This window comes from Homoserinibacter gongjuensis (assembly GCF_030161875.1).
Lineage (GTDB): Bacteria > Actinomycetota > Actinomycetes > Actinomycetales > Microbacteriaceae > Homoserinibacter > Homoserinibacter gongjuensis.
In genome coordinates, this window is sequence record NZ_BSVA01000001.1 from 2,088,947 (window position 1) to 2,100,816 (window position 11,870).

Consider the following 11,870-nt stretch of genomic DNA (forward strand, 5'->3'; position numbering starts at 1 on the left):
GTGGCGGCATCCGCGATTCGCAAGGAGCACGCCATGACCCTCACGATCCCCGGCACTGCGACCCCGTCTGCCACGAGCGACGCGCGCGCGAACGACGTCATGACGGAGTCCGCATCGACCGGGCCCGCCTCGGCCGAGCCCGCCTCGGTCGGCTGGTTCCCGGTGTGCGAGGTCGAGGCCCTCGAGCCGAGCTGGGGCGAAGCCGTGCTCGTGGAGGGGCACCAGATCGCCCTCGTGCTCGCCTCGCCCGGCGAGCTGTACGCCGTCGACCACCGTGATCCGGTGACGTCGTCGTACGTCATGGCCCGCGGCATCGTCGGCTCGCGCGGCGACCGGGCCACGATCGCCTCGCCGCTGCTCAAGCAGGTGTACGACCTGCAGACCGGCGCATGCCTCGACGACCCCGCGCTCGCGCTCGCCGTGTACCGCACGCGTGTCGTGGGAGGCATGGTCGAGATCGAGGTGGCCGCGTGAGCTCCGCGGCGCTCGCCACGCGCACCGCTCCGGCGCTGCTCGCGGTCTCGCACGGCACCGCCTCGCCGAGCGGGGCAGCCGCCGTCGCCGCTCTCGTGGACGCCGTGGCCGCGCGCGGCGCGATCGAGGTGCATCCGGCTTTCGTCGACGTGCAGCAGCCGGATGTGCCGACCGTGCTCGGTGCCCTGACTCCCGGGCGCTCTTCGGTCGTCGTGCCGCTGCTGCTCTCGGCCGGCTACCACGTGCACGTCGACCTCGCGGCGGAGGCGGAACGGGCCCCGCACGTCGTCGTCGCGGGGGCGCTCGGGCCAGACGACCGGCTCGTCGCGGTGCTCGCGACGCGCCTTGCGCACGCCGACCTCGGGCCGGACGACGTCGTCGTGCTCGCTGCCGCCGGATCGAGCGATGCGCGCGCGGTCGCGGACTGCGTCGAGATGGCACGTCGCCTCGGCGTCGTGCTCGAACGGCCGGTGTCGGTCGGCTTCATCTCCGCAGCGCTGCCGCGCATCGCCGACGAGATCCAGACCGCGCGGCAGGCGCATCCGGGTCGCCGAGTGGTGGTCGCGAGCTACCTGCTCGCGCCCGGGTACTTCGCCGATCTCGCGGCGAGCGCCGGCGGCGACATCACCACCGACCCGCTGCTCGTGGCGGGCGGGCCCGTCGCCGAGGAACTCGTCGACATCGTGCTCGAACGGTACTCGGCAGCATCCGGCTGACCGCATCCGACTCGTCTCGCCCGTCGTCCGGGAGGACGACACGCCACATCCAGGCACACCTCTCGCCCACGATGGCGTGTCGTCCTCCCGAACGGCGGGCGGCTACGCTCGATCCGTGCGCATCGACGTCGTCACGATCTTCCCGGAGTTCTTCTCGGTGCTCGACGTGTCGCTGCTCGGCAAGGCGCGGGCGAACGGCCTCATCGACGCGCGCGTGCACGACCTGCGCGACTTCACCCACGATCGGCACCGCACCGTCGACGACACTCCGACCGGTGGCGGAGCCGGTATGGTCATGAAGCCCGAACCGTGGGGTGAGGCGCTGGATGCCGTGCTCGCGGATGCGGCGGACGCGGTGGTCGTGTTCCCGACGCCCGCAGGCGAGCTGTTCCGCCAGCCCATCGCGCGCGAGCTCGCCGCGGCATCCCACCTCGTATTCTGCTGCGGACGATACGAGGGCATCGACCAGCGCGTCATCGAGCACACCGCGAGCCGGCCCGAGGTCGCCGCGGTGCGCGAGTTGAGCCTCGGCGACTACGTGCTCAACGGGGAGAGGTCGCCGTCATGGCGATGATCGAGGCGGCGGCGCGACTCGTGCCCGGCATGGTCGGCAACCCCGAGTCGCTCGTCGAGGAGAGCCACGAAGACGGCCTGCTCGAGTACCCGAGCTACACGAAGCCCGCCGTGTGGCGGGGGCTCGAGACCCCGCCCGTACTGCTCTCGGGCAATCACGCGGCGATCAACGCCTGGCGTCGCGAGCAGCAGCTCGAGCGCACGCGGCGCATCCGTCCCGAGCTCCTCGGCTAGCGGTTCCCGCTCCGGCCCGCGCCTCACCTCGGGGTCTGCTCGATGTGACCCCTTCGTTCGCGGAGCGCAACAGAGTGCGACGGCGGCTGAAACATCCGGCGGGAATCCTGGGACGAACGCTTCCCCGTTCCCACCCCGGAGGTCCCATGTCCTACGTCACACCGGCCGAGCTCGTCAACCGCATGATCGATGCGGGCGAGTACAAGATCAAGCTCTCCACGCGCGACACGCTCATCCGCTCCTACATGGGGGCGGCGCTCCTGACGCTCGGCGCGGCGTTCGCGGTGACCGTCTCGGTGCAGACCGGGCAGCCGCTGCTCGGCGCCGTGCTGTTCCCGGTCGGCTTCGTGCTGCTCTACCTGCTCGGCTACGACCTCTTGACCGGCGTCTTCACCCTCGGGCCGCTCGCGCTGCTGGCGCGCCGCCCCGGCATCCGGGCGCGCGGACTGCTGCGCAACTGGGGACTCGTCTTCCTCGGCAACTTCGCCGGCGCGTTCACCGTCGCCGTGCTCATGGCGATCTACTTCACCTACGGGTTCTCGGCCGACCCGAGCCCCGTCGGGCACGCGATCGGCGAGATCGGGCACGGCCGCACGGTCGGCTACGCCGAACACGGGGCGGGCGGGATGCTCACGCTCTTCGTGCGCGGCGTGCTCTGCAACTGGATGGTGTCGACGGGCGTCGTGGCGGCGATGATGTCGGACACCCTGATCGGCAAGGTCGTGGGCATGTGGCTGCCGATCATGCTCTTCTTCTACATGGGGTTCGAGCACTCGATCGTGAACATGTTCCTGTTCCCCTCGGGCCTGCTGCTCGGCGCCGACTTCACCCTCGGGGACTATCTGCTGTGGAACGAACTGCCCACGATCGCCGGCAACCTCGTCGGCGGTCTCAGCTTCGTGGGGCTTCCGCTGTACGCGACGCACCGCATCCGCGCCGCGAAGCAGCTGCCGCTCGACGTGCCCGCCGTCTCGCGCACCCGCCGCGCCGCCCGCCCGGCGCTCGTGCCGGAAGGCTCGTAGCCGCGGGACTCCTGGCGGCGGGAGGAACGACCCCACGGCGGGAGTCGTTCCTCCCGCCGCCGTGTCACGGCTCCAGCCGCGCCACGAGGAAGGGGTCAGCTTGCGCGGGCGGTCAGCACGATCGGGCCGTCGTCGGTGAGGGCGACCGTGTGCTCGGCGTGGGCGCCGCGCGAGCCATCGCGCGAGCGCAGGGTCCAGCCGTCCTTGTCGGTGTAGATCTCATCCGTGCCGTGCATGAACCACGGCTCGATCGCCATGATGAGCCCGGCCCGCAGGGGCAGGCCCGCCCCGGGCGGCCGTCGTTCGAGACGTGCGGGTCGCCGTGCATCGTACGGCCGACGCCGTGGCCGCCGAACTCGAGGTTGACCGAGAGCCCAGCACCGCGCGCGACGTCGCCGATCGCCGCCGACACGTCGCCCATCCGATTGCCGACGCGGTACGCGCCGATCGCCGCCTCGAGCGCGCGCTCGGTGGTCGCGATGAGGTCGAGGTCAGCGGGATCGGCCTCGCCCACCACGATCGACAGCGCCGAGTCGGCGACCCAGCCGTCGACGGATGCCGCGAAATCGAGCGAGAGCAGGTCGCCGTCGCGCAGGCGGTAGTCGTGCGGCAGCCCGTGCAGCACGGCGTCGTTGACCGAGGTGCAGATGACCTTGCCGAACGGCGAGGCGCCGAACGACGGGTGGTAGTCGATGTAGCAGCTCTCGGCGCCCGCCTTGCGGATCATCTCGTGCGCGAGCGCGTCGAGCTCGAGCAGGTTGACTCCGACGTCTGCCGCGTCGCGCGTGGCCTCGAGCACGCTCGCCACGAAACGCCCCGCGGGCTTCATCTGCTCGATCTCAGCCGACGTCCGGAGTTCTATCACCCTTCGAGCGTAACGTTGCGACATGGTCGCACGCCGCGTCGTCTACCGCCTGTTGTTCCCGGCCGCCGTCGTGCTGCCCATCTGGCTGTTCATCGGGCGCGGCATCGTCACCGGTGACGCCTGGACGGCCGCCGGATTCCTCGTCATCTCGCCCGTGCTGTTCCTCGCGCTCGCGATCATCGCGGGCCTCGTGACCTGGCGACCGGGGGTGCGCGGCGAGCGCGCCGTCTCGATCGCGGATGCCGTGGCGCTGCCCGTGCTGTGGCTGCTGCTGATCGCGGCGGCGATCGCGACGCATCCGGCGCTCGCCGCGGTGACCGTGGTCGCGCTGCTGGCGATGTTCTGGTTCGCCGTGTGGGAGCTCGTCACCGAGAGCCGCCGCCGCATCCGCGCCGTCATGGACGACGTCGAGGCGACGCTCGGCGGGGCGCGCGCCTCGGTGCCCCAGCGCCCGGAGGCGACCGACATCGGTGAGGTGATCGTCGTGACCTCGGAGGATGTCACGCCCATCGACCGAGGCGATCGCACGTCGTGACGCCGTCCGGGGCGCCGCAGGGCGCAGCGCCGCGGATCGTGGCGATCGAGACGGCGGTGCCGCCGACGGTGCTGGCGCAGGAGCGGGCGCGTGACATCTTCGCGCGCCAGCCGGGTCGCTCGCGTCTCGGGGCGCGTCTCACGATGACGGCGTTCGACGCCTCGGGCATCGAGCAGCGGCACACCGTGGTCGACGCGCTCGCCACGGGGGAGGCCTCGGAACTGCTCGCCGCCGATGGCACGATCCGACCGGCGTCCACCGGCGTGCGCAATGCGCTCTACGCCGAGCACGCCTCGGCACTCGCACTCGAGGCGGCACGCCAGGCGCTCGCCACCTCAGGGTTCGATGCCGCGCAAGTGACCCACGTTGTCACGGCCTCCTGCACGGGCTTCGTGTCGCCGGGCCCCGATCTCGCGCTCGTGACCGGCTTGGGGCTCGCGCCGAGCACCGCGCGACTGCATGTGGGGTTCATGGGATGCTCGGCCGCCTTCCCCGCGCTGCGTGCGGCGGATGCGGTGTGCCGCGCCGACCCCGACGCCGTCGTGCTCGTGGTGTGCGTCGAGCTCTGCACGCTTCACCTCGGAGTGAGCGACGAGCCCGAGCAGATCGTCGCGATGTCGCTCTTCGCCGACGGGGCCGCCGCGGCCGTCGTGACGGCGCGCGACGCGCCGGGCCCCGCTCTTGCACTCGACGGCTTCCTCACCGGTCTGCTCCCCGACAGCATCGACGAGATGCGCTGGACGATCGGCGACACCGGCTTCGTGATGCACCTCTCGAGCAAGGTGCCCACGCACCTCGGCCGCGGCATCCGATCCGGGCTCGCGCCGCTTCTGCCCGAGGGTGCGGATGCCGTCGACGCCTGGGCGGTGCATCCGGGTGGGCGCAGCATCGTCGACAACGTGCAGCGGGCGCTCGCGCTGTCGGAGGCCGCGATGGCGCCCACCCGTGGCGTGCTGGCGCGCTACGGCAACATGTCGAGTCCGACCGTGCTGTTCGTGCTGCGCGAGCTGCTCGCCGGGGGCGCGCGCGGCATCGTGTGCGCGATGGCGTTCGGCCCGGGGCTCACCCTCGAAGCGGCGCGGATGCGGGTGGAGGCGGGGTGAGCGGCCTGCGGGAGCGCGAGACGCGGCTGCTCGAGCTCATGGACGATCCCGAGTGCGACCTGCGGCGCCTCGAGAACACCTACCGGCTGTTCGGACCCGTCAACCGCGCGGTCTCGGGCTGGCGCGGGCTCTACCGCGACCGCATCCGCCCCCTGTTGGATACGTCGCGGCCGTTCCGGTTGCTCGACCTCGGTTCCGGCGGCGGCGACATCGCGCGTTCCCTCGCCGGCTGGGCGCACCGCGACGGGCTCGCTCTCGAGGTGACGGCAGCCGATCCCGACGAGCGCGCCTATGCCTTCGCATCCGCGGCGCCGCATCCAGGCGTCGAGTTGCGGCGCGCATGGGCCTCGAACTCGCGGATGCCGGTGAGCGCTTCGATCTCGTCGTGTCGAATCACGTGCTGCACCACCTCGACGACGTGCCGGGATTCCTCGCCGAGAGCGCGCGGCTCGCCTCGCGGGCGCTGCACAGCGATCTGCGGCGCTCCGGCCTCGCCTTCGCGCTCTACTCCGCGGTGACCTGGCCGACGGCGCGGCGTTCGTTCCTGTTCACCGACGGGCGGCTGTCGATCCGGCGCAGCTACACGCTCGACGAGCTGCAGGCGCTGGCTCCGGAGGGCTGGCGGGCCGAGTCGGCTCGGCCGTTCCGCGTGCTGTTGAGCCGGGGCATGACGCGCAGTGGGGAGGACCACGGATGAGCGCCCGCCTCGCCGCGACGTACGCTGCGGTCTCCTACGCCGCGAATTGCGCGCTCGGCCTCGCCGTCGCGTCCGGACGACTCCGCACGGGCCGCGCCCGCTGGGTGCACCACACGCTCTTCATCAACACGGCCGCATCGACCACCGCGGCCACGGTCGCGCTCATCGCCGAGCGGGGCCGCGCGGGTGCTGTGGTTGCGCCGGCTCTCATCCCGCTCGCCGCGATCCCGTACGCGGGCACCCGCGGCTGGCGGCATCCGGCGCTCGCCGTCTCGATCGCACCGTTCATCGTCGCGGGCCTGATCGTGGCATGGCGGCGGCCCGCGACCAGCCGCCCGACCGAGAGAAGCCGCCTAGCGCGCAGAAGCCGCACGACCGAGAGAAGGAGAGCACGCTGATGGAGTTCCTCGACGTGGTGCGACGCCGGAAGACCACCAACGGGCCGCTCGCGCCCCATCCGGTGTCCGAGGAGCACCAGCGACTGCTCATGGAGGTCGCGAGCCGCGCACCCTCGCAGCTCAACAGTCAGCCGTGGCGGTTCGTGCTCATCGAGGAACGCGACACGATCGAGCAGATCGCACGCATCAGCGGGGAGTCGATGACGACAGCGATGTCGAACGGCACCTTCTTCGAGCGCTACAAGCCGTACTTCCGCTTCTCGAAGGAGGAGATGGCCGAAAAGCGCAGCGGGATGCTGTTCGACAAGCTGCCCGCGCCGCTGCGGCCGTTCACGGGGCAGGTGTTCACGAAGCGCGGGCAGAAGCTCATGAACACCATGCGTGTGCCGCAGCTGCTCGGCGAGGAGAACCGCAAACTCGTCGCGGGGGCGCCCCTGCTGCTCGGTGTGATGCTCGACCGCGCCGAGTACCGGCCGGGGAGCTGTCGTCGTTCTACTCGGTGTTCTCGATGGGCGCCGCGATGGAGAACGTGTGGCTCACGACGGTGGAGCTCGGGATGGGCATCCAGTTCGTGTCGTTCCCGATGGAGGTGCCGGGGCAGTGGGATCGCATCGTGGAGTTGCTCGCGGTGCCCGACGAGCTCGAGCTCATGGCCGTCTACCGCCTCGGCTACCTGCCGGAGTCCGACAAGCGCCCCGCGATCGACTGGACCAGCCACGAACGCAAGCTGCCGTCGCAGTACGTCTTCCGCGGCACCTGCGCCACCCCCGAGACCCGCTGGGACGAGCCGCCCGCCGATCGCTGACGGCCGATCCCTGACCGCCGGTGTCGCCGGGGAGGCCCGCGGTGTGGCAGAATTGCTCCTTGTGCTTCCGCACGGCCCTGCCACAGGGGAGCCGTGACTGCGAGAAGCGCGTCTGACACCCACTTTCTTGATACCCGCGTTCGACCTGTGGCGGGCGCAGAGAGCGAAACTCCCATGCACATCCTCGACGACGTCGACGCCGCCTCGCTGCGTTCCGACATCCCCGAGTTCCGCGCCGGCGACACCGTCAAGGTGCACGTGAACATCATCGAGGGCAGCCGCTCCCGTATCCAGGTCTTCCAGGGCGTCGTCATCGGCCGCTCCGGTCAGGGCGTCCGCGAGACCTTCACGGTGCGCAAGGTCAGCTTCCAGGTGGGCGTCGAGCGCACCTTCCCGGTGCACTCGCCGGTGATCGACCGCATCGAGGTCGTCACCCGCGGTGACGTGCGTCGCGCCAAGCTCTACTACCTGCGCGGGCTGCACGGCAAGAAGGCCAAGATCAAGGAAAAGCGCGACGCGTAACGCGCTCCCGCATCCGTCCGAAGCCCGGTTCCCGCATCGCGGGGCCGGGCTTCGTCGTCGGCGCGTGGGCGCGCGTTCCGCGCGACGGATGCCGCCACCGCATCCGGATGCCGTCACCGGGTGTCGCATGGAGGGCGGCGCGTGAGGCGGCGCATATGCTTGCAGAGACTTCAGGGGAGTGATGAGCGAGGACACTCGAGCGCGCGCGGACGACACCGCCGACGACGCCACGGCAGAGGCGGCTCCCGCCGAGCAGGCCGCGACCGAGAAGCGCGAGCGGGGCGGCTCCCGCAAGCGCGGATTCGCCCTCTTCCTGCGGGATGTGGCGCTCATCATCGTCGCGGCGATCATCATCTCGTTCCTCATCAAGACGTTCCTGATCCGGTCGTTCTACATCCCGTCGGAATCGATGGAGGACACCCTCCTCGTCAACGACCGCATCATCGTGAACCAGCTCGTGCCCGACGTGACCGCGATCGAACGTGGTGACGTCATCGTGTTCACCGACCCGGGCGGCTGGCTCGACCCGGTGTACGAGGCCCCGAAAGACCCGATCTCGGGCTTCTTCGAGTGGCTCGGGTCGATCGTGGGGCTCACGGCGCCCGACTCGAACGATCACCTGATCAAGCGCGTCATCGGACTCCCCGGCGATCACGTCACGTGCTGCAACGACTTCGGACAGTTGAGTGTCAACGGCGTCGCCCTCGACGAAGACCCCTACGTGCGCCTGCCGGACGGGGTCACCAAGGTGTCGCGCGACGACTTCGACGTGACAGTACCGGAGGGGTCGCTCTGGGTGATGGGTGACAACCGTTGGAATTCGCGCGACTCGCGCTACAACCGCGACAAGCCGGGGAATGGCTTCGTGCCGATCGACGATGTCGTGGGCCGCGCCATCCTGATCTCCTGGCCGGTCGAGCGCTGGACCTGGCTCGACAACTACCCGCTCGTGTTCGACGGCGTCGAGAACGACGCCACCCCGAGCCCCGAGCCGACCGCGACGGAGACCTCGGGCGGATGACGGTGGCCGATCCGACGCTGCGGATGGAGCGGGGCTCTTCCGCGAGGGAGCCGCGCTCGTGATCGGCTGCGACGAGGTCGGGCGCGGCGCGATCGCGGGCCCGGTCGCCGTGGGTCTCGGCGTGTTCCTGCCCGACGTGCGGCGGATGCCGAAGGGGCTGCGCGATTCGAAGCTGCTCTCGGAGCAGCGCCGCGAGGAGCTGCACCCGGAGGTGCTCGCCTGGGCCCCGCACTCGGCGGTCGGACTCGCCGACAACACCGAGGTCGACGCGCTCGGCATCATCGCGGGGCTCGGTCTGGCCGCGGTGCGCGCCTTCGAGACGCTCGTGCTGCAGGGGGTGCCGATCGAGTCGGCGATCGTCGTGCTCGACGGATCGCATGACTGGCTCACCCCGGCGCTCGCCGACTGGCCGGCGTCGTCGCGTCCGCGGGTGATGACCCGCGTCAAGGCCGACCGCGACTGCGCGACCGTTGCTGCCGCATCCGTGTTGGCGAAGGTGCACCGCGACCGCCTCATGATCGACGCGGATGGCGTGCACCCCGGCTACGACTGGCCCAGCAACAAGGGCTACGCCTCGGCGAGCCACTACGCCGCGATCGACCTGCTCGGCGCATCCGCTCTGCACCGCTGGAGCTGGCTCAAGCAGCCCGCGCTGTTCTAGGGGCAGACAACAGCCGGCAACAGCACGCTCGACGGGCGAGCCGCTCGCGCCCGCCCCAACTAGACTCATCCCGATGGATGACGACGACTTCGACGACTACGACCGCGAGGTCGAGCTGGCTCTCTACCGCGAGTATCGCGACGTGGTGGGCCAGTTCAAGTACGTGATCGAGACCGAGCGCCGTTTCTACCTCGCCAACGACGTCACGCTCGAGCGCCACGACACCGAGCACGACTTCTACTTCGAGCTCACGATGAACGACGTGTGGGTGTGGGATGTCTACCGCAACGACCGTTTCGTGAAGAGCGTGCGCGTGCTCACCTTCAAGGACGTCAACGTCGAGGTGCGCGGCGACAAGGACCTCGAGCTCCCGAAGGAGCTCGCTCTCGACGAGTGAGCGACTGCCCCTGCGGTTCCCTCCTCCCCTACGAGGAGTGCTGCGGAGTTCTCCACAACGGCGAGACCGCGCCGACCGCCGAGGCGCTCATGCGGTCGCGGTTCGCGGCGTTCGCGCTGGGGCGGGACGACTATCTGCTGGCCTCATGGCATCCGTCCACTCGCCCTGCGGCCCACGATCTGGATCCGGATGTGGTGTGGCGGCGCCTGCAGATCGTGGACACGGTCGCCGGCGGACCGGATGACGCCGAGGGCATCGTGGAGTTCCGCGCGTCGTATCGCGACGCCGATGGTGCGGGGCTGCTGCACGAGCGCTCGCGTTTCGTGCGCGTCGATGGCCGCTGGGCCTACCTCGACGGCGCGACTACCCTGACCCCATGACCGGCCTCGTTCCGTACCTCTTGCTCCCCGGCACAGCCCGCGCCGCCCTCACGCGGTACGCCGAGATCTTCGGCGGCGACCTCGCCCTCCACAGCTACGCCGACTTCGGCCGGGACGACGGCCCGGCGGATGCGATCGCGCACGGCATCCTGAGCGGTCCCGTGGCGCTGTTCGCGGCTGACGTCGCGGGTGACGACGAGCCCTTCGCGGCATCCGGGCTCATGTTCTCGCTGCTGGGCGCGGCGGATCCGGCGACGCTCGAGACGTGGTTCGCGGCGCTCGCCGAGGGTGGCGAGGTGCTCGAGCCCTTGCAGGCCCGCGACTGGGGCGACCACGACGGCCAGGTGCGCGACGCGTTCGGGGTGCATTGGCTCGTCGGATACCAGGGCTGATGCCAGCCGCGTACGCGTCGCTCATCGCCGGGTGGAACCCGGATGCGACAGTGTGGCTGCGCGACGGTTCGGTGGTGCAGACGGGCGACCCGCAGACGTGGATTCGTGAGGAAACGGGTGGTACGCGCGCGGTCTGGTCGCCCGCTGCGGTGAACTGAGCCTTCCGCCCTACTGACGTCGAGCCGCGGCCCGGCGGGCGACGTAGCGGCGCATCTTCTCCTGCGTGCCGCAGTCCTCCATCGTGCACCAGCGGCGGGTGCGGTTCTTGGTCGTGTCGAGCAGCAGGAAGCCGCATCCCGGGCAGATCCCGATCCGGTCGACGAGCTCTCCGCGCATGAGGTCGACGGCGGAGACGGCGATCCGGGCGAGCACCCCGTCGACCGTGGCGGTGTTCCACGACCAGGTGAGCCCCGCGCCGTCCATGCGGCAGGTCGCGCTGCGCAGCGCGACGGCGGCGGCAGAGGTCAGGGTCGTCAGCGCGCGCGCGTCGGGTTCCCGACCCGCGGCGAGCGCTTCTGCGATGGCGCGGAGGGCCGCGCGGAGGCGGCGCGCGCGGCTCATCGCGGACGGGCGATCGCTTGCGGTGTCGGTGTCGCCGTGTGCGAGGTCGGCCTCGCGCGCCCAGGCGAGGAACACCTCGGGGGACCTCAGGATGTCGGACTCCCGGTTGGCGCCCGCGAAGACGCCGGTGTTGACGAAATCGAGCACGACGTCTCCGGCGACCGAATGGGGCCATCCGCCTCGTTCCACGGTATCGATGTCGGACCCCCTGTTACCGTCTAAACACTTATAGATGGTAACACTTCGGGTGGCCGCAGCTGAGGAGGAACGCATGATCGACATGATGTTCGCGGCCGGACTGATGACCGCCGCACGCGCCGACGACGAGAACCGCTACGCGGGCACCACCATGTGGAGCGCCCTGCCGCATGCACCCGTGGTCGCTGAGCGGCCTCCGCGTTTCCGGCGCCTCCGCGCGGTGATGGTCGCCGGGGTGCGGGGGCGTTCAGCTGCGGGGCGTCGCCGCGGATCGGTCCGCCTTGCCGCGCAAAACGTTAGTGACTAACATTTTGGC

At 70.7% G+C, this 11,870-nt stretch carries 16 protein-coding genes and 3 pseudogenes; 17 read left to right on the plus strand and 2 right to left on the minus strand.

What is annotated here, in order from left to right:
* Nucleotides 1-33: 33 nt before the first annotated feature.
* The 4 genes and pseudogenes from nirD to QQK29_RS11285 all read left to right on the plus strand — a co-directional run bounded on the left by nirD (nucleotide 34) and on the right by QQK29_RS11285 (nucleotide 3,019).
* Nucleotides 34-474, plus strand: a complete 441-nt coding sequence (gene nirD, locus QQK29_RS11270) for a nitrite reductase small subunit NirD (RefSeq protein WP_284300359.1) — start codon at nucleotides 34-36, stop codon at nucleotides 472-474.
* Nucleotides 471-1,190: a sirohydrochlorin chelatase gene (locus QQK29_RS11275; protein WP_284300360.1), complete on the plus strand. Its 720-nt coding sequence runs from the start codon at nucleotides 471-473 to the stop codon at nucleotides 1,188-1,190. The genes nirD and QQK29_RS11275 overlap by 4 nt, the downstream gene beginning before the upstream one ends.
* Nucleotides 1,191-1,305: 115 nt before the next feature.
* Nucleotides 1,306-1,997 (plus strand): annotated as a pseudogene (gene trmD, locus QQK29_RS11280) (tRNA (guanosine(37)-N1)-methyltransferase TrmD).
* A 146-nt stretch (nucleotides 1,998-2,143) separates the two neighbouring features.
* Nucleotides 2,144-3,019, plus strand: coding sequence for a formate/nitrite transporter family protein (locus tag QQK29_RS11285; protein WP_284300361.1), 876 nt, complete (start codon nucleotides 2,144-2,146; stop codon nucleotides 3,017-3,019).
* A gap of 95 nt (nucleotides 3,020-3,114) precedes the next feature.
* Here QQK29_RS11285 and map read toward each other — a convergent pair.
* A pseudogene (gene map / locus QQK29_RS11290) lies at nucleotides 3,115-3,884 on the minus strand (type I methionyl aminopeptidase).
* A 22-nt stretch (nucleotides 3,885-3,906) separates the two neighbouring features.
* On the opposite strand from map, the gene QQK29_RS11295 reads away from it, so the two are divergent.
* The 12 genes and pseudogenes from QQK29_RS11295 to QQK29_RS11355 all read left to right on the plus strand — a co-directional run bounded on the left by QQK29_RS11295 (nucleotide 3,907) and on the right by QQK29_RS11355 (nucleotide 10,953).
* Complete coding sequence (locus tag QQK29_RS11295; RefSeq protein WP_284300362.1) at nucleotides 3,907-4,419, plus strand: hypothetical protein; 513 nt, start codon at nucleotides 3,907-3,909, stop codon at nucleotides 4,417-4,419.
* Entirely contained in the window at nucleotides 4,416-5,522 is a 1,107-nt protein-coding gene (locus tag QQK29_RS11300; protein WP_284300363.1) for a type III polyketide synthase, read from the plus strand. Before QQK29_RS11295 ends, QQK29_RS11300 begins: the two co-directional genes overlap by 4 nt.
* 340 nt (nucleotides 5,523-5,862) lie before the next feature.
* Nucleotides 5,863-6,219, plus strand: a complete 357-nt coding sequence (locus tag QQK29_RS18025) for a methyltransferase domain-containing protein (RefSeq protein WP_348533858.1) — start codon at nucleotides 5,863-5,865, stop codon at nucleotides 6,217-6,219.
* A complete protein-coding gene (locus QQK29_RS11310) occupies nucleotides 6,216-6,617 on the plus strand; it encodes a hypothetical protein (RefSeq protein ID WP_284300364.1) in 402 nt (133 codons plus the stop codon). Before QQK29_RS18025 ends, QQK29_RS11310 begins: the two co-directional genes overlap by 4 nt.
* Nucleotides 6,617-7,422, plus strand: a pseudogene (locus tag QQK29_RS18700) (nitroreductase family protein). Before QQK29_RS11310 ends, QQK29_RS18700 begins: the two are co-directional and overlap by 1 nt.
* Nucleotides 7,423-7,596: 174 nt before the next feature.
* Nucleotides 7,597-7,944, plus strand: a complete 348-nt coding sequence (rplS, locus tag QQK29_RS11325; protein ID WP_284300365.1) for a 50S ribosomal protein L19 — start codon at nucleotides 7,597-7,599, stop codon at nucleotides 7,942-7,944.
* Between the two features lie 181 nt (nucleotides 7,945-8,125).
* On the plus strand, nucleotides 8,126-8,965 hold the full coding sequence (lepB, locus tag QQK29_RS11330) for a signal peptidase I (RefSeq protein WP_284300366.1): 840 nt from the start codon (nucleotides 8,126-8,128) through the stop codon (nucleotides 8,963-8,965).
* Between the two features lie 58 nt (nucleotides 8,966-9,023).
* Entirely contained in the window at nucleotides 9,024-9,626 is a 603-nt protein-coding gene (rnhB, locus tag QQK29_RS11335; RefSeq protein ID WP_284300367.1) for a ribonuclease HII, read from the plus strand.
* Nucleotides 9,627-9,699: 73 nt separating this feature from the next.
* Complete coding sequence (locus tag QQK29_RS11340) at nucleotides 9,700-10,023, plus strand: DUF2469 family protein (protein ID WP_284300368.1); 324 nt, start codon at nucleotides 9,700-9,702, stop codon at nucleotides 10,021-10,023.
* A complete protein-coding gene (locus QQK29_RS11345; protein WP_284300369.1) occupies nucleotides 10,020-10,403 on the plus strand; it encodes a YchJ family protein in 384 nt (127 codons plus the stop codon). Before QQK29_RS11340 ends, QQK29_RS11345 begins: the two co-directional genes overlap by 4 nt.
* The gene (locus QQK29_RS11350) at nucleotides 10,400-10,795 is read left to right on the plus strand and encodes a VOC family protein (RefSeq protein WP_284300370.1); all 396 of its coding nucleotides are present in this window, start codon (nucleotides 10,400-10,402) and stop codon (nucleotides 10,793-10,795) included. Before QQK29_RS11345 ends, QQK29_RS11350 begins: the two co-directional genes overlap by 4 nt.
* On the plus strand, nucleotides 10,795-10,953 hold the full coding sequence (locus QQK29_RS11355; RefSeq protein ID WP_284300371.1) for a hypothetical protein: 159 nt from the start codon (nucleotides 10,795-10,797) through the stop codon (nucleotides 10,951-10,953). The genes QQK29_RS11350 and QQK29_RS11355 overlap by 1 nt, the downstream gene beginning before the upstream one ends.
* Nucleotides 10,954-10,963: 10 nt before the next feature.
* Here the strand turns inward: QQK29_RS11355 and QQK29_RS11360 are convergent, their stop codons facing one another.
* Nucleotides 10,964-11,503 (minus strand): CGNR zinc finger domain-containing protein, encoded by a 540-nt coding sequence (locus QQK29_RS11360; protein ID WP_284300372.1) that lies wholly within the window; start codon nucleotides 11,501-11,503, stop codon nucleotides 10,964-10,966.
* Between the two features lie 124 nt (nucleotides 11,504-11,627).
* On the opposite strand from QQK29_RS11360, the gene QQK29_RS11365 reads away from it, so the two are divergent.
* A complete protein-coding gene (locus QQK29_RS11365; RefSeq protein WP_284300373.1) occupies nucleotides 11,628-11,861 on the plus strand; it encodes a hypothetical protein in 234 nt (77 codons plus the stop codon).
* The last annotated feature ends 9 nt before the right edge of the window (nucleotides 11,862-11,870 follow it).